This window comes from Brevundimonas sp. AVps31, from assembly GCF_058681355.1.
Genome location: NZ_CM178736.1, coordinates 2911023 through 2937755, shown reverse-complemented (window position 1 = coordinate 2937755; position 26733 = coordinate 2911023). Strand labels below are relative to the sequence as shown.

Annotated in this window: 23 protein-coding genes; 9 read left to right on the top strand and 14 right to left on the bottom strand. The window is 68.2% G+C overall.

Features of this window, described 5'->3' with window-relative positions; translation table 11 throughout:
• The first annotated feature begins 5 nt into the window (after window positions 1–5).
• Window positions 6–1238, top strand: a complete 1233-nt coding sequence (locus tag ACW174_RS14305; protein WP_492015102.1) for a serine hydrolase domain-containing protein — start codon at window positions 6–8, stop codon at window positions 1236–1238.
• Here the strand turns inward: ACW174_RS14305 and ACW174_RS14300 are convergent.
• From ACW174_RS14300 to scpC, 6 genes are all read right to left on the bottom strand, one after another.
• Window positions 1235–1900: a dihydrofolate reductase family protein gene (locus ACW174_RS14300; protein ID WP_492015101.1), complete on the bottom strand. Its 666-nt coding sequence runs from the start codon at window positions 1898–1900 to the stop codon at window positions 1235–1237. The two genes, ACW174_RS14305 and ACW174_RS14300, sit on opposite strands and share 4 nt — an antisense overlap.
• 138 nt (window positions 1901–2038) lie before the next feature.
• Window positions 2039–2482 (bottom strand): VOC family protein, encoded by a 444-nt coding sequence (locus tag ACW174_RS14295; RefSeq protein ID WP_492015100.1) that lies wholly within the window; start codon window positions 2480–2482, stop codon window positions 2039–2041.
• 16 nt (window positions 2483–2498) lie between these two features.
• Window positions 2499–2987: an SRPBCC family protein gene (locus ACW174_RS14290; protein WP_492015099.1), complete on the bottom strand. Its 489-nt coding sequence runs from the start codon at window positions 2985–2987 to the stop codon at window positions 2499–2501.
• Between the two features lie 3 nt (window positions 2988–2990).
• Window positions 2991–3494 (bottom strand): SRPBCC family protein, encoded by a 504-nt coding sequence (locus ACW174_RS14285; RefSeq protein WP_492015098.1) that lies wholly within the window; start codon window positions 3492–3494, stop codon window positions 2991–2993.
• A complete protein-coding gene (locus ACW174_RS14280; RefSeq protein WP_492015097.1) occupies window positions 3478–3825 on the bottom strand; it encodes an ArsR/SmtB family transcription factor in 348 nt (115 codons plus the stop codon). Before ACW174_RS14280 ends, ACW174_RS14285 begins: the two co-directional genes overlap by 17 nt.
• 77 nt (window positions 3826–3902) lie before the next feature.
• Window positions 3903–5411, bottom strand: a complete 1509-nt coding sequence (scpC, locus tag ACW174_RS14275) for a succinyl-CoA:acetate CoA-transferase ScpC (protein WP_492015096.1) — start codon at window positions 5409–5411, stop codon at window positions 3903–3905.
• A gap of 131 nt (window positions 5412–5542) precedes the next feature.
• Here scpC and ACW174_RS14270 point away from each other — a divergent pair, with 131 nt between their 5' ends.
• Window positions 5543–6055 (top strand): nuclear transport factor 2 family protein, encoded by a 513-nt coding sequence (locus ACW174_RS14270; protein WP_492015095.1) that lies wholly within the window; start codon window positions 5543–5545, stop codon window positions 6053–6055.
• An 86-nt stretch (window positions 6056–6141) separates the two neighbouring features.
• Window positions 6142–6873: a DNA repair protein RecO gene (gene recO / locus ACW174_RS14265; RefSeq protein ID WP_492015094.1), complete on the top strand. Its 732-nt coding sequence runs from the start codon at window positions 6142–6144 to the stop codon at window positions 6871–6873.
• Here recO and ACW174_RS14260 read toward each other — a convergent pair.
• Window positions 6870–7931: an NAD(P)H-dependent flavin oxidoreductase gene (locus ACW174_RS14260; protein WP_492015093.1), complete on the bottom strand. Its 1062-nt coding sequence runs from the start codon at window positions 7929–7931 to the stop codon at window positions 6870–6872. The two genes, recO and ACW174_RS14260, sit on opposite strands and share 4 nt — an antisense overlap.
• 98 nt (window positions 7932–8029) lie before the next feature.
• Here ACW174_RS14260 and parC point away from each other — a divergent pair, with 98 nt between their 5' ends.
• The 3 genes from parC to ACW174_RS14245 all read left to right on the top strand — a co-directional run bounded on the left by parC (window position 8030) and on the right by ACW174_RS14245 (window position 11935).
• On the top strand, window positions 8030–10231 hold the full coding sequence (gene parC, locus ACW174_RS14255; RefSeq protein ID WP_492015092.1) for a DNA topoisomerase IV subunit A: 2202 nt from the start codon (window positions 8030–8032) through the stop codon (window positions 10229–10231).
• Between the two features lie 90 nt (window positions 10232–10321).
• On the top strand, window positions 10322–10891 hold the full coding sequence (locus ACW174_RS14250; RefSeq protein WP_492015091.1) for a LemA family protein: 570 nt from the start codon (window positions 10322–10324) through the stop codon (window positions 10889–10891).
• A gap of 9 nt (window positions 10892–10900) precedes the next feature.
• Entirely contained in the window at window positions 10901–11935 is a 1035-nt protein-coding gene (locus tag ACW174_RS14245; RefSeq protein WP_492015090.1) for a M48 family metallopeptidase, read from the top strand.
• On the opposite strand, the gene ACW174_RS14240 is transcribed toward ACW174_RS14245, so the two are convergent.
• Window positions 11905–12630 (bottom strand): arginyltransferase, encoded by a 726-nt coding sequence (locus ACW174_RS14240; RefSeq protein ID WP_492017293.1) that lies wholly within the window; start codon window positions 12628–12630, stop codon window positions 11905–11907. The genes ACW174_RS14245 and ACW174_RS14240 overlap by 31 nt on opposite strands.
• Window positions 12631–12793: 163 nt before the next feature.
• Window positions 12794–13693, bottom strand: a complete 900-nt coding sequence (locus ACW174_RS14235; protein WP_492015089.1) for a flagellar motor protein MotB — start codon at window positions 13691–13693, stop codon at window positions 12794–12796.
• A 127-nt stretch (window positions 13694–13820) separates the two neighbouring features.
• Between ACW174_RS14235 and ACW174_RS14230 the strand changes: the two genes are divergently transcribed.
• Window positions 13821–14327, top strand: a complete 507-nt coding sequence (locus tag ACW174_RS14230) for a flavin reductase family protein (RefSeq protein ID WP_492015088.1) — start codon at window positions 13821–13823, stop codon at window positions 14325–14327.
• Window positions 14324–15193 carry an NAD(P)-dependent oxidoreductase gene (locus tag ACW174_RS14225; RefSeq protein WP_492015087.1) on the top strand — a complete coding sequence of 290 codons (870 nt, stop codon included), beginning with the start codon at window positions 14324–14326 and terminating at the stop codon, window positions 15191–15193. Before ACW174_RS14230 ends, ACW174_RS14225 begins: the two co-directional genes overlap by 4 nt.
• Before the next feature lie 5 nt (window positions 15194–15198).
• On the opposite strand, the gene ACW174_RS14220 is transcribed toward ACW174_RS14225, so the two are convergent.
• Window positions 15199–15591 carry a hypothetical protein gene (locus ACW174_RS14220; protein ID WP_492015086.1) on the bottom strand — a complete coding sequence of 131 codons (393 nt, stop codon included), beginning with the start codon at window positions 15589–15591 and terminating at the stop codon, window positions 15199–15201.
• A 353-nt stretch (window positions 15592–15944) separates the two neighbouring features.
• Here ACW174_RS14220 and ACW174_RS14215 point away from each other — a divergent pair, with 353 nt between their 5' ends.
• Window positions 15945–22226 carry a cadherin-like domain-containing protein gene (locus ACW174_RS14215; RefSeq protein WP_492015085.1) on the top strand — a complete coding sequence of 2094 codons (6282 nt, stop codon included), beginning with the start codon at window positions 15945–15947 and terminating at the stop codon, window positions 22224–22226.
• Between the two features lie 146 nt (window positions 22227–22372).
• Here the strand turns inward: ACW174_RS14215 and ACW174_RS14210 are convergent, their stop codons facing one another.
• From ACW174_RS14210 to ACW174_RS14195, 4 genes are read right to left on the bottom strand one after another with little or no spacing between them, the layout of a single operon-like run.
• The gene (locus tag ACW174_RS14210; RefSeq protein ID WP_492015084.1) at window positions 22373–23797 is read right to left on the bottom strand and encodes a mannitol dehydrogenase family protein; all 1425 of its coding nucleotides are present in this window, start codon (window positions 23795–23797) and stop codon (window positions 22373–22375) included.
• Window positions 23794–25104: an MFS transporter gene (locus tag ACW174_RS14205; RefSeq protein ID WP_492015083.1), complete on the bottom strand. Its 1311-nt coding sequence runs from the start codon at window positions 25102–25104 to the stop codon at window positions 23794–23796. Before ACW174_RS14205 ends, ACW174_RS14210 begins: the two co-directional genes overlap by 4 nt.
• Window positions 25097–25840: a FadR/GntR family transcriptional regulator gene (locus tag ACW174_RS14200; RefSeq protein ID WP_492015082.1), complete on the bottom strand. Its 744-nt coding sequence runs from the start codon at window positions 25838–25840 to the stop codon at window positions 25097–25099. Before ACW174_RS14200 ends, ACW174_RS14205 begins: the two co-directional genes overlap by 8 nt.
• On the bottom strand, window positions 25840–26646 hold the full coding sequence (locus ACW174_RS14195; protein ID WP_492015081.1) for a helix-turn-helix transcriptional regulator: 807 nt from the start codon (window positions 26644–26646) through the stop codon (window positions 25840–25842). The genes ACW174_RS14200 and ACW174_RS14195 overlap by 1 nt, the downstream gene beginning before the upstream one ends.
• Window positions 26647–26733 lie beyond the last annotated feature (87 nt).

Genomic DNA, 26733 nt, shown 5'->3' with positions numbered 1-26733 from the left:
GTCCCTTGTTCCACGTCCCCCGTCGTGCCGGGAACCATCCCCGGCTGGCCTTCGGCATCCTCGCCGTCCTGCTCATCATCGTCATCGGGCTGATCGGCTGGAGCCTGTGGCGCAAGCCGCACGACTCCGCCGACAGCACAGTCGGCCCCTTGCCGCCGCGTCCCCCGGTCGAGGTGGTCGAGCAACTGCCGGACCTGAAGGCGCAACTGGATCGTTGGGGCGGTTCGGGCCAGTTCACCGGCGGGGTGCTGGTGGCCAAGGGCGATCAGGTCCTCTACCGCCAAGTTCACGGCTGGGCCGATCGCAGCCTCATGACCCCGCTGGCCCTGAACTCGCGCTTCCGCCTGGCCTCGGTCAGCAAGCAGTTCACCGCCGCCGCCATCCTGCGCCTGCAGGACGAGGGCCGATTGTCGGTCGACGATCCGGTCTGCAAATACATCCAGCCGTGCCCGGCCGCCTGGGCGCCGATCCGCCTGCACCACCTGCTGTCGCACACCTCGGGCATCCCGGACCTGATGGCGCGACCCGGCTGGGGTCTGCGCCGCGTGACCCCCGCGACTCCGGAAGAGCTGACCGCGGATTCGATGCGGTTCGGCTTGCAGTTCCCGCCGGGAACCAAGGTCCGCTACGACAATGCGGGCTTCAACCTGCTGGGCGCGGTGGTCGAGAAGATCACCGGAACAGGGCTGCACGACTATCTGCAGGAGGCCTTCTTCAAGCCGCTGGGCATGGCCGACACGGGGTATGACGACGGCGCGTCGGATGTGGTCATGGGTTACGCCAATCTAGCCGGCGGCCCGACGCCCCAGCCGGACGCCAACGTCAGCATCATCTACGGCGCCGGGGCCCTGTATTCGACGCTGGACGATCTGCTGATCTGGGAGAGGGCCCTGCACCGCGGTCATGTCCTTTCGGCCCGCAGCTACAGCCAGATGATCGCCGACCACGCGCCGGCCGACACGCCCGACGAACGCGGCAAGCCGCGCCGCCTTTGGGGTTACGGCCTGTACGAGAAGGAACTGGGGCGTCAGGTCCGGCCGGAGTTCACCGACAACCAGATCTTCCATACCGGCAGCTGGTCCGGCTTCCGCAACCTGGTCACCTATCAGCCGGACGCGGACGTGACCGTGATCGTGCTCTCGAACAACTATCACCAACGCGACGCCGTCTTCCTGCTGTCGCAACAGGGGATGGCCGAAGCCTTGGGCCGGGGTTTCCCGACCACACTCGCCCGTTAGGAACGGTCCTCGCGCGCCCAGCGTTCGCGGCGGGCCAGTTCCGCCGGGCCGGGCGTCTGCTCGGCAAGGCTGCCGGTCTGAACAGGCCCCGCCAGCCGGTAGCGGTTCACGACCACGCCGCTCGGCGACGAGACGCTTTTCTCCAGCGTCCAGCCGCGCGGGCTGGCCGCGTCATCGAAGAGACGTTTCCCCCGTCCGAGCATGACCGGGAAGGTGAGGGTGGTCAGCTCGTCAACCAGCCCCGCCGCCAACAGGGTCTGCACCAGCTCGCCGGAGCCCTGGATCAGCAGGTCGCGGTCTCCGCTCGCCTTCAGCGCCCGCACCGCCTCCACGACATCGCCCTCCAGCCGGTAGCTGCGCGCCCAGTCCAACGGGGTCTCCGGCCCGGCGGCGACGTATTTGTCGATGGCGTTGAAGGTGCGGCCGATCGCGTCGTCCATGGTCGGCCAGTAGGCGGCGAAGATCTCGTAGGTGCGACGGCCCAGCAGCAGGTCATAGGCCTCGCCCATCGCTTCGCCCATCAGCCCGCCGGACACGTCGTCGAAGTGGGGCCAGACCCAGCCGCCGAAGGGAAAGCCGCCGGTCGTGTCCTCTTCGGGTCCGCCCGGCCCCTGCATCACGCCGTCAATGGAGATGAAGCCGGCAAATCGAACTTTTCGCATCGGAAGTCTCCTGCTTTCGGATGTTCAGACGTGTCGTCGATGGCGCGCGAGGGGCCTGGCCGCGGCGCCGGGGCAGACGCCCCAGGGTCTGCGTCCCGCAGCCACAGGCCGTCTCCGGCGAGGGGAGGCCAGGCCGGCCTAACCCTGCGAGGGCTGCCAGCCGCCCGCAGGAATGGTGTTGACCATCCACGGCGTGCCGAACCTGTCAGTCAGCATGCCGTAGCCCGGCGACCAGAAGGTCTCGCCGAACGGCATGGTGGCCGTGCCGCCCTCGACCAGGGCGTCATACCAGCCCCTTGCCTCGGCGGGGTCTTCAGTATGCAGGGTGACGTCGAAACCGTTCACCGGCTGATGGAAGTTGGGCGCGAACTCCGGAATGCCGTCGCAGCCCATGATCGCCTGATCGCCGACCTGCAGCCAGCAATGCATGAGCCAGTCCTTGTACTGGGGCCCGACCGGCATATCGGGCGGACCGTCGCCGTAGGCGAAGGCGGCGGTGATGTCTCCGCCCAGAACCCTGGCGTAGAACTCGAACGCCTGACGGCAGTCGCCCTTGAACGTCAGGCTCGTCACGATCTTCATGGTCGTCTCTCCCTTCTCAGCTTTTGTTGGCCGCCAGCCAGGCCTCCAGCCGGTCAGCGGTGCTGTTCCAGCCGTGTTTGTGGCCGATCAGGCTCTGTTCGGACTTCAGTCCCTCATGCGTGAAGTCCATGCGCGTTTGCCCGTCGTCCGTTTCGGTCAGCACCATGGTCACCAGCGTTTCGACCGGCGGTCCGTCCTCATGGGACTCGTCCCATTTGAAGGTGAAGACCAGCCGCTCGGGCGGAACGATCTCCCGATAAACGCCGCCCTGCCAAAGGTCCTGCCCGGTATCGGGCGACCGCAGACAGGCCCGCCATTCACCGCCGACCTGCAGATCCTGCTTCACGCTGACCGCCGGCCATTCGACCGGTCCCAGCCACAGCACCATCGCCTCCGGATGGGTCCAGGCCCGCCAGACCAGCGCGCGTGGCGCATCGAACACGCGCTGCATGTTCAGGGTCGGGCGGTTCGCCCCGGCACGGGATTGAGCGTCGGCGAGGGCCATGGATCAGTGGGTCTTCAGCAGTTCGGCCAGCTGGTCGGCGCAGGCGCCCCAGCCGTCGTGGAAGCCCATCGCCTCGTGCTGCTTCATCGCCTCGGCGTTCCAGTGCCGGGCGGTGGCGACGTACTCGGTCTTGCCGTCCGCCGTCGGGGTCAGTTCGATGGTCGCCACCATGAAGGGCTGGCCGGCGGGCTTCCACTCCGGGGTCAGGGCGTCGGTCGTGATCCAGCGCTTGCCGGGCTCGACGTGCAGGAAGATGCCGCTGTTGGGCATGGTCTCGCCGTCGGGGCCGTGCATGATCATGTTGAACACCCCGCCGGGACGCGGATCGATCTGCACGTCGGACACCGTCCATGGCCGCGGCACGAACCACTGCTGCAGGATCTCGGGCGTCGTCCACGCGGTCCAGATCTGCTCCGGCGTCGCGTCGAACACGCGGCGCAGGATCAGCGAATGCTCATGCGCCACGCCGTCGGTGTCGCAGGGGTTGTTGTCAGTGTCCTGAGCCATCGGGCTCTCCCTTCTGGATTTTCTGCAGATAGGCGTCGAGACGGTCGAAGCTGGCGTCCCAGTATTGTCGGTAATGCTCCAGCCAGTCCGACACGGTCTTCAAGGCCTGCGGTTCAAGGCGGGCAGGGCGCCATTGCGCCGCCTTGCCCCGGCTGATCAGCCCCGCCTTCTCCAGCACCTTGAGATGCTTCGACACCGCCGGGAGGCTCATGTCGAACGGCTCGGCCAGCTGGTTCACGCTGGCTTCGCCCTCGGTCAGCCGCGACAGGATGGCCCGACGGGTCGGGTCAGCCAGGGCGGCGAAGCGGGCGGAGAGGAGGTCGGTGTTCATCAGGCGTCTTCGTATCTAACTGATCAGTTAAATGCGCCACCCTCTCTGCCTTGTCAACCGCGCGGTTAAATAGGCCGTCAGGCCCGCATCGAGCCGGTCTCGATGAAACGCTGGTGCCATGACAGGGCCTCGGGCAGCAGGTGCGGAGTCTGCAGGCCGTAGGATCCCTTGAGCGCCCGCGCGTGGTAGTCGGCCAGGGCGTCGCGGTAATCCGGGTGGGCGCAGTTGGCGATGATGACCCTGGCCCGCTGCTTGGGCGACAGGCCGCGCAGATCGGCAAGCCCCTGTTCGGTCACCACGACCTGCACGTCCTGGGTGATGTGATCGACGTGGCTGGCCATCGGGGTGATGGCCGAGATCTTGCCGCCCTTGGCCGTCGACGGGGACATGAAGATCGAGATGAAGGCGTTGCGCGCGAAGTCGCCGGAGCCGCCGATGCCGTTCTGGATGCGCGAGCCCATGACGTGGGTCGAGTTCACATTGCCGTAGATGTCCGCCTCGATCATGCCGTTCATGGCGATACAGCCCAGGCGGCGGATCAACTCGGGGTGGTTCGAAATCTCCTGCGGCCGCAGAATGATCTTCGCGCGGAAGGCCTCCATCCGGTCGTTCAGCCGGGCGGCGGCGTCCGGGCTGAGCGAGAAGGCCGTGGCTGAGGCGACCGTCAGCTTGCCGTTCTCCAGCATGTCCAGCATGCCGTCCTGCAGCACCTCCGTATAGGCGGTCAGGTTTTCGAACGGACTGTCGTTCAATCCGGCCATCACGGCGTTGGCGATATTGCCCACGCCGGATTGCAGCGGCAGCAGATGGGCGGGGACGCGGCCCAGCCGGACCTCATGCTGGAGGAATTCGATCAGGTGGCCGGCGATGGCGCGAGCGGCGGCGTCCGGCGCCGCGAACGGCAGGTTGCGATCGGGCGCGTCCGTCCTGACGATGGCGACGATGCGGTCCGGATCGACGCGGAAAGTCGGCTGGCCGATGCGCTGGTCGCTCCGCACCAACGGGATCGGCACCCTGTGTGGCGGCAGGGCGGTGCCGTAGTAGATGTCGTGCATCCCCTCCAGCGCCGGATTTTGCCAGCGATTGACCTCAAGGATGATCTTCCCGGCCCGGTCGAGCCAGGTCTTGTTGTTGCCGACCGAGGAGGACGGGATCAGGTCGCCGTCCGCTGTAATGCCTGAAACCTCGACCACCGCCGCGTCCAGCGGCCCGAGGAAGCCCTGCCACGCCACCGGCGCGACCTGGCTCAGGTGCATGTCCAGATACTCCATCTCGCCCCTGTTGATCTTCTCACGGGCGATGGGGTCGGAGTTGTAGGGCAGGCGGAACTCGATGCCGTCCGCCTTGGCTAAAGCGCCGTCCAGTTCCGGGCCGGTCGAGGCTCCCGTCCAGACCTTGAGCCGGAAGGCTTCGCCGCGCGCGTGGGCCGCCTCCATGCGCGCGGCCAGCGCCGTCGGCACCGCCTTGGGGTAGCCGGAGCCGGTGAAGCCGCTCATGCCGACCGCCGATCCCGGCGTGATCAGGGCCGCAGCGTCCTCCGCCGACATGACCTTGGCCTGTAGGGACGCGGAGCGGATGCGGGACATGGAGGACCTCTGACGCCAAGGTGACGCCTCCGGTCTAGGCCTGCGGTCCCTTCGGGTCCATTGCGTGATGTTCGCAGGCGACAAGATCCGGCCGACGGGTGATCATGCGCGCTGCAAGGGGAGATCGAACCATGAAAGCCATCGCCGTTATCGCGGCCGCCGCCGTGCTGTTGATCGCCCCCGCCGTCCGGGCGCAGGACGCGCAGGCCGAGATCGGTCAGGTTCTGGACCAGTTGAACAGCGCCTCGAGCGCCGCCGACACCGCCGCCTATTTCGCCCTGTTCACTCCCGACGCCCGCTTCATCGGCACGGATGCGAGCGAGCGTTGGTCGCTGTCGGAGTTCCGCGCCTATACCGAGCCCTATTTCGCGCAGGGACGGGGCTGGACCTACACCCCGCGCGATCGGGTCATCACCATCGCGCCGATCGATTGCCGCTGCGTCGCCTGGTTCGACGAGGTTCTGGACAACGCCAGCTACGGGGTCACGCGCGGCTCGGGCGTGCTGCGCCAGACCGAAGACGGCTGGAAGATCGAGCAGTATGTGCTCAGCTTCACCATTCCCAACGACAAGGCCCGCGCCGTGGCCGAGGCGATAAAGGGCGGCGACCAGGGCTGGCTGCCTTCGGGCGAGACCCCGGACTGAACCCTCCAGCCCGACCGCGCCACAAGGCGGGGTCGGCCAGTGATGATCCCGCTGTTCTCGAGACGTTCCACGGGTTAGGTGAGAGCATGGACTTCACCGAAGACGCCTTCGTTCTTTCCGCCCGCGCCCATGGCGACACCGGGGTGGTGGTGGATCTGCTGACCGAGGGTCAGGGCCGGCGCGCGGCCTATGTGGCGGGCGGGGCGTCGCGCAAGATGAAGCCCTTCCTGCAGGCCGGGGCGCGGGTGGTGGCCGAGTTCCGCGCCCGCAACGCGGACCAGCTGGGCTCGGCGCGGCTGGAGCCGGTCGGGGAGGGGCCGAGCGCCCTGTTCGACGACCCGCTGGCCCTGACCGGCCTGGCCGCCGCCGCCGCCGTGGCGCAAGGCGCCCTGCCGGAGCGCGAGCCGCACCCCGGCGCCTTTCTGGCCTTCGAGGCCCTGATGGGGGCCTTCATCATCCCCGATGTCTGGCCCGCCATCTTCGTGCGCTTCGAGGCGGGCCTGCTGGAGGATCTGGGCTTCGGACTGGACCTCAGCCGCTGCGCCGTCACCGGCGGGATGGACGACCTGATCTGGGTCAGTCCGCGCACGGGCCGCGCCGTCAGCCGCGAGGCGGGACAGCCCTATGCCGACAAGCTGCTGAGGCTGCCGCCCTTCATGCTGGGGGCGCAGGCGGGGCTGGGCGAGGGCGACATCGGCGCCGGCTTCGACCTGACCGGCCACTTCCTCGAACAGTTCGTCTTCCACCCGATGGATCGCCCCCTGCCGCCCGCCCGGGTGTGGATGATCGACAAGCTGAGAGAGATGGGCAGGCTCTAGCGCAGGCCGTCCAGCGCGGTCTTCAGCTCCGCCGCCAATGTGCGCAACAGGTCCGCGGCGGGCATGACCCTGCTCAGGGGCGCGCCCTGACCGGCCCAGTTGGGCATATAGCCGGCATCGCCCTTCGCCGTGGCCGCCGCGTTCAGCGCCTTGCCGATGTCGTAGGCGAAGGGATAGGGCGCGATCCGGCTCTCGTCCGCCGCGCGCATGAAGGCGTTCTCCAGCCCCCGCGCCGGACGGCCGGAGATGGCCGCACTGACCCGCGTCCGCACGGCGTCCGCCCCGGCCAGCGTCTCCCGATAGGCCGGCCCCGCCGCGCTTTCAGGACAGGCGATGAAGGCGGTCCCCAGTTGGGCGCCCGCCGCGCCGAGGGCCAGGGCGGCCGCGATGCCGGCGCCGTCCATGATCCCGCCCGCCGCGATGACCGGTATCTCCAGCGCTGTCGTCAGCAGACGGGTCAGGGGCAGGGTGGCGAAGCCTGGATCGTCCGATGGGTCGAACACCCCGCGATGACCGCCCGCCTCGACACCCTGCGCCACCACCATGTCCACGCCCGCCGCCTGCGCCGCGCGCCCTTCCTCCGGCGAGGTGACGGAGGCCAGCAAGACGATCCCGGCGGCTTTCAGCGCCGCGATCCGCGCGGTGTCCGGCAGGCCGAAGTGGAAGCTGACGACCGCGGGTCGTTCCTCCAGCAGCAGAGCCTGCATGGCGTCATCGACGCGGAAGCTGCGGTAGATATTGCGCAGCTCGAGCGGCGGCTCGGCGTCAAAGCGCGCGAACAGCGGTCGCAGGGCCGCGATCCAGTCGGCGTTGCGTTCGAGGTCTGCTTCCGCCGGGTCATGGCAGAAGACGTTGACGTTGAACGGCCCGTCCGTCAGCGCCCGCGTCGCGCGGATCTGCGCTCGCGCGGTCGCGACATCAACCGAGCCCACGGCGATCGAGCCGAGCCCTCCGGCATTGCTCACGGCCGCCGCCATTTCCGGCGTGGACGTGCCCGCCATGGGCGCCTGGACGAGGGGATGGCGCAGGTTCAGGCGGCGCGTGAGGGCGGTCTGCATCACGAAACTCCCTTTGATCCCCAGATAGGCGACCAGATCGCACCCGCTACCCCACGGCTGCGCTAGACTTCCCGGTCCAGATTGCCGATTCGGAACCCATGAGCATCCATACGCCTCCGCCCGAGGGCGGCCGCATTGTCGACGAGCCGATGAGCGAAGCGCTGTCCAGGCGCTATCTCGCCTACGCCCTGTCGACCATCACCAACCGGGCGCTCCCGGATGTCCGCGACGGCTTCAAGCCGGTGCACCGGCGCATCATGTACGCCATGCACCAGATGCGGCTGAACCCGCAGGCGGCGGCGCGCAAATGCGCCAAGGTCGTCGGTGAGGTGATGGGCACCTATCACCCGCACGGCGACGCCTCCATCTATGACGCCCTGGTCCGGCTGGCGCAGGACTTTTCGCAGCGTTATCCGCTGGTCGACGGGCAGGGTAATTTCGGCAATATCGACGGCGATAGCGCCGCCGCCATGCGCTACACCGAGTGCAAGCTGACGGCCGCGGCCGTGCTGCTGATGGACGGCATCGACCAGAACGCGGTCGACTTCCGCGCCACCTATGACGATCAGGACGAAGAGCCGGTCGTCCTGCCCGCCGGCTTCCCGAACCTGCTGGCCAACGGCTCGTCCGGCATCGCCGTGGGCATGGCCACCTCGATCCCGCCGCACAACGTCGGCGAATTGATCGACGCCTGTCATCTGCTGCTGGAGAACCCCGAGGCCACGACCGAGGAGCTCGTCGCGCGGGTGCCGGGACCCGACTTCCCGACGGGTGGCGTCGCCGTGGAGGGCTATGCCTCCATTCTGGACGCCTACGAAACCGGCCGCGGCGGCGTGCGCCTGCGCGCCCGCTGGGAGACCGAGGATCTGGGCCGGGGCGTGTGGCGCATCGTCATCACCGAGATGCCCTACCAGGTCCAGAAGTCGAAGTTGATCGCCGACCTCGCCGACCTGATCGAGAACAAGAAGGCGCCGCTGCTGGGCGACGTCCGGGACGAGTCGGCGGAGGATATTCGCCTCATTATCGAGCCGAAGTCCCGGACGGTAGAGCCTGAAATTCTTATGGAAAGCTTGTTCAAGCTTTCCGATCTGGAAGTCCGCTTCCCGATCAATATGAACGTGCTGGACGCCACCAACACCCCCCGCGTCATGGGGCTGAAGGCCTGTCTGCGCGCCTTCCTCGATCACCGTCAGGAGGTGCTGGTCCGCCGCGCCCAGTGGCGGATCGAGCGCGTCGAGAAGCGCCTGCATCTGCTGGAAGGCCTGCGGATTGTCTTCCTGAATCTGGACGAGGTCATCCGGATCGTCCGCGAGGAAGAGCAGCCCAAGGCCGTCCTGATCGCCCGCTTCGGCCTGACGGAGATGCAGGCCGACTACATCCTCGACACCCGCCTGCGTCAGCTGGCGCGGATCGAAGAGATGGCGATCGAGAACGAATACAAAGCGCTGGCCGAAGAACTTGCGGCGCTGCAGTCACTGTCGTCCTCACCGGCCAAGCAGTGGAAACAGGTCGGCAAGGACCTGGAGGCCGTGCGCAAGGCCCTGATTTCGCCCCGCCGCACCACCATCGCCGAAGCGGTCGACAGCTCGGCCTTCGCCCCGGTCGAGGCCTTCATCCCGCGTGAGGCGATCACCGTCATCCTGTCAGAGCGCGGCTGGATCCGCGCCGCCAGGGGCAAGGTCGAGGATCCGTCGGAGCTGAAGTTCAAGGAGGGCGACAGCCTCGCCTTCCTTGTCCCGGCCTTTACGACCGACAAGATCCTGGTCGCCGCCTCCGATGGCCGCATCTTCACGATCGGCGCCGACAAGCTGGCCTCCGGTCGCGGGCATGGCGAACCGCTTCGCCTGATGATCGAGCTGGACGAAAAGGCCGACATCATCAACGTTCTCGCTCACCAGCCGGGCGGCAAGCTGCTGATCGCGTCGAAGGCGGGCTATGGCTTCATCGCCCCCGAAGACGATCTGCTGGCCCAGAAGCGAGGCGGCAAACAGGTCCTGAACGGCGACATGCTGGCCGCGATCCGGGTCACCGGCGACCACGTCGCGACCATCGGCGAAAACATCAAGGCGCTGATCTTCCCGGTCGTCGAACTGCCCGAGATGGGGCGTGGCAAGGGGGTGAAGCTGCAGTCCTACAAACAGGGCGGACTGGTCGACGTAGCCGTGTTCAACGCCGAACAGGGACCGGAATGGGCCGACGGCGGTGGGCGCCGCCGCAACTGGCCCGACTGGCGGGACTGGCTGGGCAAGCGCGCCCAGACCGGACGCCAGGGCCCACGCGGCATGCGGAAATTCCGCTGAGGCGGAGGTGACGCCGATTTCATTATCGAGCGCGGCGCTATCGCGCGATAATCGCGGAAAGGCCGGACATCCGGCCGGTTGGAGAAGCAAATGCTGACCTGGATCATCATCGGCGTCATTATCGCCGTGCTGCTGTTCATCGCCATCGGCGGCTACAACAAGCTGGTCGCGCTGGATCAGCGCGCGGATCAGTCGTTCGCCGACATCGATGTTCAACTGAAGCAACGTCAGGACCTGATCCCGAACCTGGTCGAGACCGTGAAGGGCTACGCCACGCACGAGCGCGGCACCCTGGACGCCGTGACCCAGGCCCGCGCCGCCGCCGCCGGGGCCACCTCCGTCAACGACAAGGTGCAGGCCGAAAACATGCTGACCGGCGCCCTGGGCCGCCTGTTCGCCGTCTCGGAGGCCTATCCGGACCTGAAGGCCAACACGAATTTCCAGCAGCTTTCGGCTGAACTGTCGGACATCGAGAACAAGCTGGCCGCGGCCCGCCGCTTCTTCAACAGCGCCGTGGGCGAGTTCAACGCCGTCCGCCGCCAGTTCCCGACCGTCCTGTTCGCCGGCCTGTTCGGCTTCGGGTCCGACAAGCCCTTCTTCGACGTCGGCGAGGGCGATCGGGCCGCGATGAACGCCGCCCCGCCGCAGGTGAAGTTCTAAGACGCGATCATGGGTGCCGTCGGGCTCCAGACCCACATCTGGGCGAACAATACGCGGTCGGTCATCCTGCTGGTGACCTTCCCCATCCTGCTGATCGGCATCGTCTACGGCGTGCAGCTGATCCTGATGGGGCTGGGCTTCCTGCCGGGTACGGGCAGGGGTCTGGTCGACGACATGGCCCTGGCCGCGTCCTGGCTGGGGGCGACGATACCCCTCGCTCTCGGCATCGCCGCCGTCTGGTTCGCCGTCGCCTATTTCGGCAGCCAGGCCATGGTCGACGCCCTGACCGGCGCCCGCAAGGTCGAGCGCCGGACCGAGCCGGAGCTCTACAATCTGCTCGAAAACCTCGCCATCTCGCGGGGGCTGCGCACACCGACGCTGCGGGTGATCGACAACGACAATCTGAACGCCTTCGCCACCGGCCTGCACGAGGGCCAGTACAGCATCACAGTCACCCGCGGACTGGTGCAGACCCTGTCCCGTGACGAGCTTGAGGCCGTGCTGGCCCACGAACTGACCCACGTCATCAACAAGGACGTGCGGACCATGGTGATCGCCTCGATCTTCGCGGGCATCATCAGCGTGATCGCGGAAATGGTCTTCCGGGCGCTGCTCTACTCGGGCGGCGGGCGCAAGCGCGACAACAACAAGAACGCGATGCCGCTGATCCTGATCGGCATCGCCTTCGCGGTGATCGGCTTCGCCCTCGCCATCGTCATCCGCATGATGCTGTCGCGGACACGCGAATATGTGGCCGACGCCGGCGCGGTCGAGCTGACCAAGAACCCGGACGCCATGATCTCGGCCCTGCGCAAGGTGGAGGGTCGTTCCAGCCTGAAGGGGCCGGACGAGCTTCAGCAGCTCTTCCTCGACAACCAGCCGGACGGCGTGGGTCTGGAGGGGATGTTCGCCAGCCACCCGCCGATCCAGAAGCGGATCGACGCCCTGGTGAAGTTCGGCGGCGGACGGGACCCCGGCGTCTGGGACGGTGAGGCTCAGGCCGGGTCGGCGGGCTACGGAACCTCGGTGCCGATCGCCGGCTGATCCGTCAGCCGCTCCCAGCCCAGCCGGGTCAGCTGCTCCATCGGGCGGAACGAGGCCTTGTAGTCCATCTTCTGCGAGCCGCGGACCCAATAGCCGAGGTAGAGATAGGGCAGTCCCACGGCCTGCGCCTGCTTGATGTGGTCCAGGATGGCGAACCGTCCGGGGCTTCGGTCCTCCAGCGCCGGATCGAAGAAGCTGTACACCATCGACAGCCCGTCCGAGAGCAGGTCGGTCAGACAGACCCCGACCAGATCGCCCGGCCCGCCGTCGGCGGACGGCGTCCGGTATTCGATCAGATGGGTGCGGACGGCCGTGTCCTCCACCATGGCGACATAGTCGGCCCAGCCCATGCCGTTCATGCCGCCGTCCGCATGGCGCGCGGACAGGTAGCGGCGCAGCAGGTCGAACTGTTCGGTCGTGGCCTCCGCCTCGACGAGATCGCGCGACAGGTCCTCGTTGCGCTTCAGGATGCGCCGCTGTGAGCGCGAGAAGACGAACTCCGGCACAGGCACGCGCACCGAGACGCAGGCCTCGCAGGCTTCGCAGGCCGGGCGGTAGGCGATGTTCTGGCTGCGGCGGAAGCCGGCCTGCGTCAGCTCGTCATTCACATGGGCGCCGTCGCTGAACGGCAGGTTGGCGAACACCTTCCGCTCGGTCTGCCCGGGCAGGTAGGGGCAGGGCGCCACCGAGGTCATGTAGAAGCGCAGCTGGCGCTGGGGAACGAAGGTCACGAAGTCATCTCCGCACCTGAACGCGCCCGAATTCCGGCAAGCCGATCATGCCCGTATGTGGCGCCGCATCGCAGCACGGCGCAAGCCCGTTCGCCCGTCGGCCGAACCCGGCGCGACAGGCGGCGGGTCACAGGCTGGTGTCCGTGGGCAGCACCGGCGCCTCGCGCAACAGCACGATGGCGATCCGGCGGTTGCCCGCCAGCGTCGGATCGTCGGGGTACAGGGGGTCGGAGCCCGCCTTGCCCGACACCTGGTAGACGCGGTCCGCATCGACGCCCGCGGCCTGGAGCACCAGCCGCGAGGCGTTGGCGCGCTCGGAGGACAGGGCCCAGTCGTTGGGGCCGGTCGCGCGGTTCGATCCCGGCGCGGCCGAGGTGTGGCCGGTGACGGAAATCCGGTTCGGCAACTGGGTGATCACCCGCGCCACCGCCCGCAGCAACACTTGGGCGCGCGCATTCGGCCGGGCCGAATTCTGCTCGAACATCGAGCGGCCCTCCTGGTCGACCAGCTGGATCCGCAGGCCTTCCGGCGTCTGGTCGATGATCAGCTGCTTGGACAGCTCCGCCAGCTCCGGCATCGACTGCATGGCCTGACGCAGGGACTCGGCGGCGGAGGCGAAGTCAGCGGCCTCGCGATTGGCGATCTCCTGGCGCAACTGGGCCTCGCTGGCGCCGGTCAGGTCGGAGCTCTGGCCCACCTGCTGCGGATCCTGCGGCGCTTCCGGAGCCAACTGGGTGATCACCGAGTTCGAACCCGACGACTTGGGCCCGTCGTCGCCCAGCGAGGTGCCGCCCAGAATGCCGCCTGACCCGGACGTCGTCGCCGACACGCTGGCCGGGGCGAAATACTCGGCGATCCCCTTCTTCTGCTCCGGATCGGTCGTGTTGATCAGCCACATCAGCAGGAAGAAGGCCATCATCGCGGTCACGAAGTCGGCGTAGGCGACCTTCCAGGCGCCGCCGTGGTGACCGTCATGGCCCCCCTTCTTGATCTTCTTGATGAGGATCGGACGATCGCTCATGGACATGGTGAGACGGCCTTCGGACAGGAAACTGGACGATCCTTGGCGCATCAGGGTTAAGGCGACGTTTCCCATATCGATTCAGGGCCAGACCGCGCTTGTCTTGCCGGGCCGGGGACCGTAGGTCGGGGAGGTGACACTCGAACCGCCCCCCGAACACCCCACGGACGAAACCCTGGCCTACCGCCGGGCTCTGGGATCGTTCGCGACCGGCGTCTGCGTCGTCACCGCCGACAGCCCGCAGGGGCCGTTGGGCCTGACCATCAACTCCTTCACCTCCGTGTCACTCGAGCCGCGCCTGCTGCTGTGGTGCATCGACGAACGGTCAGAGCGTTGGCCGGTGTTCGCCGCCGCGGAACGCTTCGCCGTTCACGTCCTGCCCGCGTCCGACCGCGACAAGGCTTCGCGCTTCGCCCGGGGCGTGGCGCTGCTGCAGCCCGGCGAGTTCGAGCGCCGCCCGGACGGCCCGCCCTGCCTGCCGGAGGCGCTCGCCCGGTTCGAATGCGCGGTGCACGACCGTATCCGCATGGGGGACCACATGATCGTCGTCGGCCGGGTGGAGGCCTTCTCCGCCTCGGCGGACGGCGACGCCCTGACCTACTGGCGCGGGCGCTACGGCTCGCTGGGAGCGGACGAATGAAGACGTGTTTCGCGGGCCTCGGCGTCATGGGCGCTCCCATGGCCCGTCATCTGTTGGGCGCGGGGCATGCGGTCACCGGCTACAACCGCTCGCCGGACAAGGCCCGGGCCTGGGCCGAAGCGAATGGCGGGACCTTCGCCGGGACGGTGGCCGAGGCCGCCGCCGGCGCGGAGCTGTTCGTCCTCTGCGTGGGCAATGACGATGACGTGCGTCAGGTCGTGGCGGAAGCCCTGCCGCATCTGGCCAGGGGCGCGGTCATCGTCGATCACACCACCACCTCTGCGAAGGTCGCCCGCGAGATGGCGGACCTGGCGATGGGGCAGGGGGCCTTCTTCATCGATGCGCCCGTGTCCGGCGGTCAGGCGGGGGCCGAGAACGGCCAGCTCAGCGTCATGGCCGGCGGCGACGCCGACGCCCTGTCACGCGTCGAGGCCGCCGTGATGAGCTATTCCAAGGCCATCAAGCATATGGGCCCCTCGGGCGCCGGCCAGCTCACCAAGATGGCCAACCAGATCTGTATCGCAGGCGTGGTGCAGGGGCTGGCCGAGGCCGTCCATTTCGCCCGGTCGGCGGAGCTGGACACCGACGCCGTGCTGGACGCCATCTCCAAGGGCGCGGCCCAGTCCTGGCAGATGGACAACCGCTGGAAGACCATGGCCAGGGGCGAGTTCGAATTCGGTTTCGCCGTCGACTGGATGCGCAAGGATCTGGGCCTCGTGCTAGACGAGGCGCGCGCCAACGGCAGTCATCTGGCCCTCACCGCTCTGGTCGACCAGTTCTATTCCGAGGTCCAGGCCATGGGCGGGGCCCGCTGGGACACCTCCAGCCTGGCCGCACGGCTTCAGGATCGCAAACCCGGGGGCTGACCGCTTCACGGGTTTGGAGCCCGACCTCCGACGGTGCTGAATCGAAGCGCGAGAGTGGTGAGACGCCGCGACGTCAGGGTCGGGAAGGCCGCGGCTTCCGGGTTCTCGCCCGCCCAGGCGATGCCGTCCGAAGCAGCCAGGGTCAGTCTGTCGAAATGGCGGCCGTCCATAACGACATAGTGGCCGGAGCCGGCGATCCCGGCGGTCGGCCGCGCCCCGTCGTCAACGCGATATCCGAAGGACTGGGCCGCGCGGACAGCGGCGTCGACATCCCCGTCGCGCATCGCCGGACAGATGGACGCCGTGACATCGGTGACGATGCGCCAGACAGGGACGATCTGGGCCGTCCCGGGTCCAGCGGTCAAAACAAGCAGCAGCAGACTGACGATCCAACGCATCGGTTCAGGCTGGCGCAGTAGCCTTCAAAGGGCTGCTGATCGTTTCTGACGGTGGCGCGATCGGTATGCTCGAGGCGAGCCAAACGGGGGCTTCACGCGCGGGATACGCCTGATACGCGAACGCCCGACCCGAACGGGACGGACAGGCGCTGATCTGGGACGCCTGTGCATGGCGCGCGGTTTTGGGCCATGCGAAGACGTGCGCTCCATCAGGGTTTCCAAGCGCTTAACAGAGATCGCCGGCGTCGACCGCCGACGATGTGTGGACGGCGCCGTCCGCCGGTTCGCCCGGACAGGCGCCGCGACCCTGCGATTTCGCGCCGTCCGCCCCCTCACGTTCGAAAGCCTGACCGATGACCGCTCCCGCCTCCGACCTGCTCACCACTCCCCACAACAGCGTCTCGCCGCCGACCGTCGTGGCCGCTGCCGCGCCGGTCGCGGTCGCCGATACGGCATCGGTGGACCAGCGGCTGACAATCACGGGCGATGTGCGGGCGAATGACACGGACTCCGACACCGCCAACGGCGCCCTGACCGTGTCAGGCGTACGGGCCGGTTGGGGCGCAGGGAGCGACACGCCGGTCGCGGCCGGAACGCCCGCCGTTATCAACGGGACCTTTGGTCGCCTGACGCTGAACGCCGACGGGACCTACAGCTACTACGCCAACACCGAAAACCTGTCCGGGCCGCAGACGGTCAATGACGTCTTCACCTACACGGTGAGCGACCCCGAGGGGAATGTGTCGACGGCGACCCTGACCATCGCCGTCACCCGCTCGCTGACCGCCGACGAGAACGACAACACCCTGTACGGTACGGCCGGGGACGACACGCTGAGCGGTCTCGGCGGCAACGACACCCTGGTTGGACAGGGCGGCCATGACACCCTGATCGGCGGCGCCGGCGGGGACAACTACTTCATCAACGGCGCCGGCGACGAGACCGACGTAATCGTCGAGCAGGCGGGCGACAGCGGCCTGGACACCGCCTACGTCTCCTTCTCGGGTTACAGCCTGGTCGAGAATGTCGAAAACCTCGCGAGCATGGCCTCGACCGCGGCCGTCTTCAACGGCAACGCCGTCGCGAACACGATGATCGCGATCGGATCGGCGTCAGTGACGTTCAACGGTCTGGGCGGTGACGATGTCCTGATCGGGGACGGTTTCGCGAACGACACCCTGAACGGCGGCGAAGGCGACGACCAGCTGATCGGCGGAGGCGGGAACGACGTGCTGGATGGCGGCGTGGGCGCTGACGACATGACCGGCGGGCTGGGCAATGATGTGTTTGTGGTCGACGCGACCGGAGATTTCATCGGCGAGGCCGCGGCCGAAGGCACGGACGAAGTGCGGACCACCCTGTCGACCTTCACCCTGGGCGCCACGGCGGCCAGCGCCAACGTCGAGAACCTGACCGGCCTGCTGACCACCGGCCAGACCCTGACCGGCAGCGCGGTGGCCAATGTGATCACCGGCGGCACCGGCGACGACATCCTGATCGGCGGGGACGGCGACGACACCCTGAACGGCGGCGACGGCGACGACATCCTGCGCGGCGGCGTGGGGACTGACACCCTGAACGGCGGCGCCGGGATCGACACCGCGGACTACACAGACGCCACCGCGCGCATAACGGTCTATCTCGCGGGCAACCGCGCCTATGAAAACAACGTCCTGACCGACACGCTTTCGAGCATCGAGAACGTCCGGGGCGGCGACTTCGGCAACAGCCTGGAGGGCAACAGCGGCGCCAACCGGCTTGAGGGCGGCGCCGGCAGTGACAATCTCTGGGGCTTGGCCGGAAACGATATCCTGATCGGCGGCGATAGCGCCGGTATCGTTGACTACCTGCGCTACGACAACGAAGGGTCCAACGGGTCTCGCGGGATTGGTGTGAACGTCAATCTGACCACCGGGGTCGCCACGGATTCGTACGGTGACACGGACACAGTTTCGGGGTTCGAATACGTCCTCGGCACGGTCTACGCCGACACCATGGTCGGCAGCGCCGCCAATGAAACGCTGGCGGGCAATGCGGGCGACGATGTGATCGACGGCGCCGGGGGCGCTGACTACATGTTCGGCGGCGCGGGCAATGACATTCTCTACGTCGACAACATCGCCGACCGCATCGGGGAAAATTTCGGCGACGGCACGGATGAAGTCCGCACCACCTTGGCGAGCTTCACCCTGGGCACGACCGCCTTCAGCACGAACGTCGAGAACCTGACGGGCGTGCTGACCACCGGCCAGACCCTGACCGGCAACGGCAACGCCAACGTCGTCACCGGCGGGACCGGGAATGATACCCTGATCGGCGGCGCCGGCGACGATACGCTGAACGGCGGCGACGGCGACGACCTGCTGCGCGGCGGCGCCGGCCGCGATGTGCACAACGGCGGGGGCGGCATCGACACCGCGGACTATTCCGACGCCACCTCCGGTCTGCAGGTCAGCCTCGCCCCCGGAACCCATACCGGGATCGCCGCGGGCGACACCTTCATCAGCGTCGAGAACCTAGTCGGCAGCGCCTTCACCGACTTCCTGATCGGCGACAGCGGCGACAATGTTCTGTCCGGCGCCGGCGGCGACGACCTTTTGATGGGGGGCGCTGGCAATGACACGCTGAACGGGGGCGCCGGAGCGGACCTCGCCTCCTATTTCATGGCCACAGCGGGCGTGACGGTCAACCTGACCACCGGGATCGCCCAGGATGGCGAAGGCGGGACCGACACCCTGATCAGCATCGAGCGGATCCAGGGCAGCAGCCACAACGACGTCCTGACCGGAAACGCCGAGGACGACAGCATCACCGGCGATGGAGGGGATGACATCGTCTATGGCGGCGACGGCCGCGACTACCTGGGCGGGTCCGCAGGAAACGATACCCTGAACGGCGAGTCCGGGAATGACAATCTGTCGGGCGATGAGGGCGCCGACACCCTGAACGGCGGTGACGGGGACGATAACCTGTACGGCGGCGCGGGCGCCGACATCATCGACGGCGGCGCCGGCTTCGATACCGTCAACTACAGCGGCGAAACCGGCACGGGCGGCGTGACGGTCAATACCGTCCTGGGGACCGCGACCGACACGTTCGGGAACACCGACACCCTGACCGGGGTCGAACGCTTCTTTGGATCAAACGTCACGGACAGTCTGACGACGGGTGACGAGGATAACCAGCTGTACGGCCTTGGCGGCGACGACATGCTCAATGGCGGCGGCGGCAACGATTACCTGTATGGCGGGGCCGGGAGCGACACCCTGAACGGCGGCGCGGGCGTCGACAGCGTCAGCTACCGCTACGACGGAGGCGCGCTGGGGGTGACGATCAACCTCGCAACGGGCGTCGCCATCGACCGCTATGGCGCGACCGACACCCTCATCGGCATCGAGAGCATCGGCGGCACAGAGCTGGCCGACAGTCTGACGGGCGACGCCGGCGCCAATATGTTGTCCGGCGACGACGGCGACGACATGCTGGATGGCGGCGCCGGCGCCGACCAGATGTCCGGCGGTCTGGGCAACGACACCTACGTGGTGGACTCCACGACCGATCAGATCTTCGAGTTCACGAGCAGCGGGACTGACGAAGTCCGCACCACCCTGTCGACCTTCACCCTCGGCGTCACGGCGAACAGCGGCCAGGTCGAAAACCTGACCGGCCTGCTCAGCACCGGCCAGACCCTGATCGGCAACACCGGGGCCAATGTCATCAACGGCGGCGCGGGCAATGACGTCCTCCGCGGCGGTCTGGGCGCCGACACCCTGATCGGCGGCGACGGGTCCGACACGGCGATCTTCAACGCCAACGCCGCCTCGGGCATCGCGTCCGCCCTGGGTCCCATCCTGATCCTGAACACCGCAGACGGCACGGACACGCTGCAGAACATCGAGTTCCTGCAGTTCAACAACGGCACATTCCAGGTCAACACGGCCACCAGCAACGTCCACGCCCTCGGCCGCGCCGACACGGGTTCGGCCGGCGCCAATGGTCCCTCGGTCGGCGGCAACGTCCTGACCAATGACATCGATCTGGAAAACGAGACGCTGACCGTGACCGGCGTGGCGGCCGGGGCGGAGGCGGCCAATGCACCGCTGACGACCGGCGGCGTCGGTGTCGCGGTGCAGGGCGCGCACGGCGTCCTGACCCTGAACGCCGACGGCAGCTACACCTATCTGGCCGACGACGCGGCGCTGGCGTCGGGCCAGACGGCGACCGAGACCTTCACCTACCGGGTGGCGGATTCCAACGGCAACGGCGACCTCACCACCCTGACCTTCACCCTCAATGGCGCGAACGATGCGCCGGTGGTTACGGGCGCTCTGAACGGCGGGTTCAACGAGGACGACGGCGTCCGCACCTATGACCTGCTGAACGGCGCCTCCGACGTCGACGCCGGCGCGGTGCTGTCGATCGACGGCGAGGTGACCGTGACCCAGACGGAGGGCGAGGCCTTCGACCTCGGCGGCTTCGTGTACACCGTTGACGCCAATGGGGTGTTGTCCTTCGACCCCGGCCAGTTCGGCGCCCTGAGCCGGACCGAGACCCTGCGGCTGGTCTTCAGCTACGACATCACCGACGAGAATGGCGCGACCGTCAGCCAGACCCTGACCCTGACGGTCAGCGGGACGGACGATGCGCCGACCTTCAGCAGCTCCGCCGCCACGGCCACGCTAAGCGAAGACACGCCGACCACGACCGGTAGCCTGGCCTTTGACGGTTACGACCGCGCCGACGCCTACGTCACAACCGATGTCGCCACCATCACTCCGCAAGGCGGCGCGACCCTGTCGACCCCCCAGCTGGCGGCGCTGGAGGCGGCCCTGACCACGACGGTCAACGGCGCGACGGTGGACTGGGCGTTCGACGCCACGGGCGCGAGCTTCGACAGCCTGAACCCCGGCCAGTCGGTCGTGGTGACCTATACGGTCACCCTGAACGACGGTGTCGGCGGGCAGGACACACGAACCGTCACCATCACCCTGACGGGGCAGTATGAGGCCGGCTCCACGCCCGGCGACGAAGACGGCGTTGTCACGGGCGGCGTCTACGACGACGCCCTCGACGGCGGCGCGGGCGACGACAGCCTCAGCGGCGGCGGCGGCAACGACGTCCTGAATGGCGGCGCCGGCATGGACACCGTGGATTACAGCCAGGCGGCATCGGGCGTCCGGGCCCGCCTCGACATCAACCGCGCCACCAGCGACGGCGACGGGGGGACGGACAGCTTCGTCTCGATCGAGCGTCTGGTCGGTTCCGCCTTCAACGATGTTCTGATCGGCGGCGCGCAGAATGACACGCTGGAAGGCGGCGCGGGCTATGACGTGCTGCTCGGCGGGGCCGGGAATGACATCCTGGCCGGCGGCTCCGGCGCGGCCAACGAACTGTACGGCGGCGCGGGCGATGACACCTATGTCCTCGACGCCAACGACACCATCGTCGAACTGGCGGGCGGCGGCGTCGACACCATCCTGTCGCGCATCAACGTCATCAACCTGGCGCCCAATGTCGAGAATGTGGTGTTCACCGGCGCCGGTTCCTTCACCGGCAACGGCAATGCCCTCGCCAATGTCATCACGGGCGGCGCCGCGGACGACATTCTCCGCGGCGGCGGTGGCGATGACACGCTGAACGGCGGCAGCGGCGTGGACACGGCCGACTATTCGCGGGCGGCCTCGGCCGTCTACGCCCGTCTGGACCTGCAGCGGGCGCTCAATGACGGGGACGGCGGGTCGGACACCTTCACCTCCGTGGAACATCTGGTGGGGTCGGCCTTCAACGACGTGCTGGTCGGCAGCGCCGGCGCGGATCGACTGGACGGCGGGCTCGGCCGGGATGTCCTGATCGGCGGCGCGGGCGATGACATCATCAGCGGCGGCCAGGGCGTCGCCAACGAGGTCTATGGCGGCCTCGGCGACGACTGGTACATCGTTGACGCCAACGACACGATCATCGAGCGGGCGGGGGAGGGCCGGGACGTGGTCGAGGTCCACATCGGTCGCTACACCCTGGCGGCCAACGTCGAGGACATGATCTATGTCGGCGGTTACGGCTTCACCGGCGTCGGCAATGCGCTGGACAACGCCATCTACGGCGGGGACTACAATGACGTCCTGACCGGGGGCGGCGGCAACGACAGACTGGACGGGGGCGAGGGCAGCGACACGGTGGTCCTGCGTGGCGCCGCCGCCGACTACACCATCACCCAGACCGCCCGGGGCTGGGTGATCGTTGACGCGGTCGACGGGCGAGACGGCGAGACGACGGTGCGGAGTATTGAAACCCTCCGCTTCCAGACCGGCGGCACGACCCGAACCCTGACCTACGACCACGTCGGCGGCAGCGAGGCCCCGTTGCAACCCGTAAACAAGGCCAACCCCGCGGAGGCCCTGACCCTGCCGGCGATGGCGAACGACGTCTTCCTCGACCTGGGCGGCGCGGATGTCGGCCCGCAGGTTCTGCCCGCCCTGAGGGACACCGTCCTGATCACCGGAGATGATCTGTGGAACGGCGCGTGGACAGGCTCTTCCCCCCATCCGGCGGCGGAGATGCAGCACATCCTCGACGTCTTCCACGGCGACGGCCACGGCCAATCCGGCCTGTTCAACGCCTTCGACCCTTGGGCCTGAGACGAACGGATCGGACAGACGGCGCCGCGACCGATCCCGCGGCGCCGTCTCGCCCCCGCTGCCGGCCGCTTGCCGACCGAGGCGGGCGACGCCTCACGTGACAATCCGGCGGACCTACGGGATCAGACCCGGGCAGGCTGTGGGGGCTACGTGGCCTTCAGGAGCCGCAACCACCGGGTCACGGGGGCGATGAACGCCTCATTCCCGGAGAGCTCCCCGAACAGCTCTGTCGTCGCGAGAAGCTCGGCCTGATCGGCGCCGCCCGCCCTGGCGCGCGACCTCAGCGCGTTGGCGAGCGGGTGACGAAGGGCAAGGGCCTCGTCGTCGATCAGGGCCAGTCGATGGATCCAGGCCGCGACCGCGAGGGCCAGACGTCTGATCGGCCTGCCCTCAGCCAGTCTGTCCCGGATCGGGTCCAGGAGCAGGTTGAGAGAGGCGTCGGTATTGATCCGTTCGACGGTGTCTCGCAGCGTGCGGTTGGAGAAGCGTTTCACCAGGCAATCCTGATACCCCGCCAGATCGACCGGCAAATCCGCCGGAAGCGTGGGCGCCAGCTCCTGCTCCATCAAGGCCCGGATGAACCGCGCCAGCCCCGGATCGCGCATGGCCTCGGCGACCATGCGATGGCCCCGCAACCATCCCAGCGAAGCCAGCGCCAGATGGCTGGCGTTCAGCAGCCGCAACTTCATGCGCTCGAACGGCGCCACATCGGCGGTGAACTGCACGCCGACCTCTTCCCAGTCCGGTCGACCATCCGCGAAATCATCCTCGACCACCCACTGGGAATAGGGTTCGCAGAGGATCGGCCAGGCGTCGGTCAGGCCCCAGGTCTCGCCCATCCTTGCGATGTCGTCCTGTCGGGTGACGGGCGTGATCCGGTCCACCATGGTCGCCGGAAAGCGAGCCTGCGTCGCGATCCAGTCGCCCAGCCCGGGCTCGACCTGTCTGGCGAACTCGAGAACCGCAGCCCTGAGCAGGCCGCCGTTGCCGGGCAGATTATCGCAGCTCAGCGCGGTGAAGGCCGGACGACCGTCGTCCCTGCGGCGTCGGTAGGCCTCGACCAGCAGTCCGATGACGCTGCCGGGCTGGCGGGGGTGGGCGAGATCCGACGCGATGAGAGGGTTGGCCGGGTCCAGGCGCCGGGTGCCGGCGTCCAGACAATAGCCGGTCTCGCTGACGGTCAGGCTGACGATGCGGATGCCGGGCAAGTCGATGGCGTCCAGGAGGAGCCCGCTGTCGTCGGGCGGCAGGACGTCGACGATCGACCCCACGACCTGGGCCTCCGCCCCCTCATCGTCGCGCTCGATCAGGGTATAGAGCCAGTCCTGCGGCGCCAGCGCCTCGCTCACCCCGGCGTCGAAGGGCGTCAGACCCGCGCCGATGATCCCCCAGTCCATCGCCTGGCCCCGGCTCATCAGGGCGTGGACATAGCGAGCCATGTGGGCGCGGTGGAAAGCACCCGGCCCGAGATGGACGATGCCGGCGCTGATGCGTGACGGATCATAGGTCAGGCCCGCGACCCCGGCCGGCAGGGAGCCCAGCGTCGCGCGACAGAGTCTCGGTGAACTCACGTCTGCTTCGGCGCCGCCTTCGCGGCGAGGGCGAAAGCGATCAACGAGAGGAGACTGGACGTCAGGCCGACCCCCGCCAGCGCCGGGGCCAGCGCCCCTTCACCGCCGACGCGCTCGCTGATGATCGTCACCAGGGAAGGCGCCACGCCGAACCCGATGAACGAGCCCACCACCACGAAGGAGCCGAGGCAGAGCGCGCGGAACTGGTTCGGGACCAGCACCGCGATCGCGGTCGCCGTAATCAGGCCGGTGGCCGTTCCCGCCAGCAGCAGAACCGTCAACAGGACGGCGAACCCGGGCACGCCGGGCATCAGGGGAAACAGGGCGGCGGGCACGCCGATGGCGGAGGCGATGACCGCGCTGATCAGAAGCCCTCTGCCGCCGCCGCGCTTCAGGCCGGCGTCGGCGGCTATGCCGCCCGCGATTGTGCCGACGAGACCGGACCCCAGCAGCACCAGTCCCATCCAGCCGCCGAACTGCGCCGGCTGCAAACCATAGGTTCGCATCAGGACCGGCGTGGCCCAGATGCTGGCCGAGGCGTCGGCCATGATGACGGTGATCTGGCCGATAAACAGCGGGGCCAGAAGACCGCGCCGCTCCCACAGCGCCTGCATGGAGGCCCGGAAGCCCGCGCCCGCCCTGGCCACTTCCTGCCGGACGGGTTCACGCAGCATCAGCAGCGGCAGCACCAGCAGGGCGCTGCCGCCCGCGAAGATCAGCTGGGTGACGCGCCAGGCGGCCATGCCGAACAGCGGCTCGGATCTGGCCGACAGGAGGCCGAAGAGGGCGCCGCCGAGGGCGAAGGCGAGGGCGATGCCGAACACCTTGCCCATGGACAACAGCAGCAACGAGCGTCCCCGCTTGTCCGGCGGACAGAGGTCTGCGGCGATGGAAATGGCGACCGGCAGCACGACGGTCAGCCCGAGGGCCGACAGCATGCGGGCGGCGAACAGAAGCTCGAATGACGTGGCGAAGGCGCTGGCGGCGGCCCCCACGCTCCACAGCACCGCCAGGACCAGCATCATGCGGACCCGGTTGCTGTGATCGGCCATCCATCCGATCGGGATGGACAGAAGGGCGGCGGGAATGGCGGTGGCCATGCCCTGGACCAGGCCCATCTGCAGGTCCGTCATGTTCAGGTCGGCGCGGGCGAACTCCTGCACCGGGCCGAACGCCGCCTGCACCGCGCAACCGGCCCCGATGCTCAACGCCAGAATGGTCAGGGTCAGGCCGACGCCACGGGTTCGGGTGACGGGATTGGCCGGCGGGGGAGGAACCACGGCTTCGATCGTTGTCGGATCATACATGGGCCGGCTCCGGGTTCGCGAGGCCGCGCAGGATGTCCCCGATCGAGGCGTCAAAGTGGGCGTCCATGGCCTGGACGGCGGCGTCGACGTCGCGGTCCATGATGGCGCGGGCCAGGGTGCGATGGCGTTCCAGCGTCGCCGCGCGGTCTTCGGGGCCCTCGCGGGTTTTCCAGGCCGCGGGCACGGCCTCCTGCATCAGGGGCGCGAAGGAGGCGACGATCTGGACGAACAGGGCGTTCTTGCCGGCGCGGGCGATGGCGTCGTGAAACGCGATATCGTGGGCGGCGACCCTGGCCATGTCATCGTGGTCGCGATCCATCGCCTCGGCGAGATCGACGATGGTTCGGGCCTCGGCGTCGGTGCGGTTCTGGGCGGCGAGGGCGGCGGTGCGGACTTCGATCGTACGGCGCACGTCCCAGACGTCGGCCACGGAGATCTGGGCGGTGGACACGGCGTGGTCCAGCGAGCTGGCGATAACCGCCCCGTCGATCGCGCTGACCCGGGGCTTGCGGCCGTTTCCGACATCGATCAGCCGCAGCGCCGCCAGGACGCCGAAGGCCTCGCGCATCACCGCACGGCTGACGCCCAGGGTGTCGGCGAAATGGCCTTCCCCGGGCAGGCTGTCGCCGACGCGCAGGCCCTCGGTGCGGATGTGGGTGCGGACCGCGTCGATGGCCCTCTGGACCAGGGATCCGCCCTCGACGCCGGTCCGGCCGCTCATGGTCACGGCGCTCATCAGGCGGCGATCCGGGCGGCGCGATAGTCGGAGGGCGACAGGCCGAACCGCCGCCCGAAGGCGCGCGCGAAGCTGGCGTTGTTGAGATAGCCGTTTTCGTAGCCGATCGACGAGACGGGCAGGTCGGTGGTGATCAGCATGCGGCTGGCCTCCGACAGGCGTCGCTCCGCGAGGGCTTCAGCGACGCTGCAGTCGAACATCTTGCGGAAACCCCGCGTCAGCTTTTCGCGGTTCAGGCCGCAACAGGCGGCGATGCCGTGCAGCGACAGCTTCTGGCCCCACTGTTCGTCGATCAGCCGGCGCGCCTCCAGCAGACGGCGGCTGTCGGCCTGCGACAGGTCGCTGTCGCAGGCGGCGGGGATCAGGCTGCCGGCGTCCAGGGCGATCCAGGTTTCGCACAGAAGTTCGATCGCCTTCGCGGACCGATAGATGTCGCCCGCCTCGCCGGGACGGTCGCAATCCCGCAGCGACAACGCTATGGCGCGCATGTCGCTTGAGAGATGGAAATCGAGGCGCTCGTCACCCAGCGGCCGCGTGACGGCGCCGATGCGCTCCAGGCCCGAGGGCGCGATCAGCAGCACGATCTGCGTCACGCCGGCGTCCTCGGAGGCCAGTTGCCCGGCCTTCAGGGCGCCGACCAGGCTGAGCGTCGCCGGGGCGTCGATGGTCCCGAAGCCGAACGCGACTCCCAGGGCTTCAGGCGGCAAGACCGCCTCGGGGAAGGGACCCCGCCCCGTCAACACGGTGAACTCGGGTGAAACGACCAGGCAGCGACGCGCGACAGGCGCGATGTTCGACATGACCATGAAATCCTCCCGCCTCTCTGACGGAGGCTGAGATCGCAGGCTGGACCTATCTGAGAGGTTTGGCAATAGCTATCAGATAGGTTCAGC

Coding starts and splice junctions, on each gene's coding strand:
- ACW174_RS14250 (WP_492015091.1), top strand. CDS start 10,322: ATGCTGACCTGGATCATCATCGGCGTCATTATCGCCGTGCTGCTGTTC.
- ACW174_RS14285 (WP_492015098.1), bottom strand. CDS start 3,494: ATGGCTCAGGACACTGACAACAACCCCTGCGACACCGACGGCGTGGCG.
- ACW174_RS14220 (WP_492015086.1), bottom strand. CDS start 15,591: ATGCGTTGGATCGTCAGTCTGCTGCTGCTTGTTTTGACCGCTGGACCC.
- ACW174_RS14295 (WP_492015100.1), bottom strand. CDS start 2,482: ATGAAGATCGTGACGAGCCTGACGTTCAAGGGCGACTGCCGTCAGGCG.
- ACW174_RS14225 (WP_492015087.1), top strand. CDS start 14,324: ATGAAGACGTGTTTCGCGGGCCTCGGCGTCATGGGCGCTCCCATGGCC.
- ACW174_RS14200 (WP_492015082.1), bottom strand. CDS start 25,840: ATGAGCGCCGTGACCATGAGCGGCCGGACCGGCGTCGAGGGCGGATCC.
- ACW174_RS14245 (WP_492015090.1), top strand. CDS start 10,901: ATGGGTGCCGTCGGGCTCCAGACCCACATCTGGGCGAACAATACGCGG.
- ACW174_RS14205 (WP_492015083.1), bottom strand. CDS start 25,104: ATGTATGATCCGACAACGATCGAAGCCGTGGTTCCTCCCCCGCCGGCC.
- scpC (WP_492015096.1), bottom strand. CDS start 5,411: ATGTCCCGCATCCGCTCCGCGTCCCTACAGGCCAAGGTCATGTCGGCG.
- ACW174_RS14240 (WP_492017293.1), bottom strand. CDS start 12,630: ATGACCTCGGTGGCGCCCTGCCCCTACCTGCCCGGGCAGACCGAGCGG.
- ACW174_RS14215 (WP_492015085.1), top strand. CDS start 15,945: ATGACCGCTCCCGCCTCCGACCTGCTCACCACTCCCCACAACAGCGTC.
- ACW174_RS14290 (WP_492015099.1), bottom strand. CDS start 2,987: ATGGCCCTCGCCGACGCTCAATCCCGTGCCGGGGCGAACCGCCCGACC.
- ACW174_RS14300 (WP_492015101.1), bottom strand. CDS start 1,900: ATGCGAAAAGTTCGATTTGCCGGCTTCATCTCCATTGACGGCGTGATG.
- ACW174_RS14270 (WP_492015095.1), top strand. CDS start 5,543: ATGAAAGCCATCGCCGTTATCGCGGCCGCCGCCGTGCTGTTGATCGCC.
- ACW174_RS14235 (WP_492015089.1), bottom strand. CDS start 13,693: ATGTCCATGAGCGATCGTCCGATCCTCATCAAGAAGATCAAGAAGGGG.
- ACW174_RS14195 (WP_492015081.1), bottom strand. CDS start 26,646: ATGGTCATGTCGAACATCGCGCCTGTCGCGCGTCGCTGCCTGGTCGTT.
- ACW174_RS14260 (WP_492015093.1), bottom strand. CDS start 7,931: ATGCAGACCGCCCTCACGCGCCGCCTGAACCTGCGCCATCCCCTCGTC.
- ACW174_RS14280 (WP_492015097.1), bottom strand. CDS start 3,825: ATGAACACCGACCTCCTCTCCGCCCGCTTCGCCGCCCTGGCTGACCCG.
- parC (WP_492015092.1), top strand. CDS start 8,030: ATGAGCATCCATACGCCTCCGCCCGAGGGCGGCCGCATTGTCGACGAG.
- recO (WP_492015094.1), top strand. CDS start 6,142: ATGGACTTCACCGAAGACGCCTTCGTTCTTTCCGCCCGCGCCCATGGC.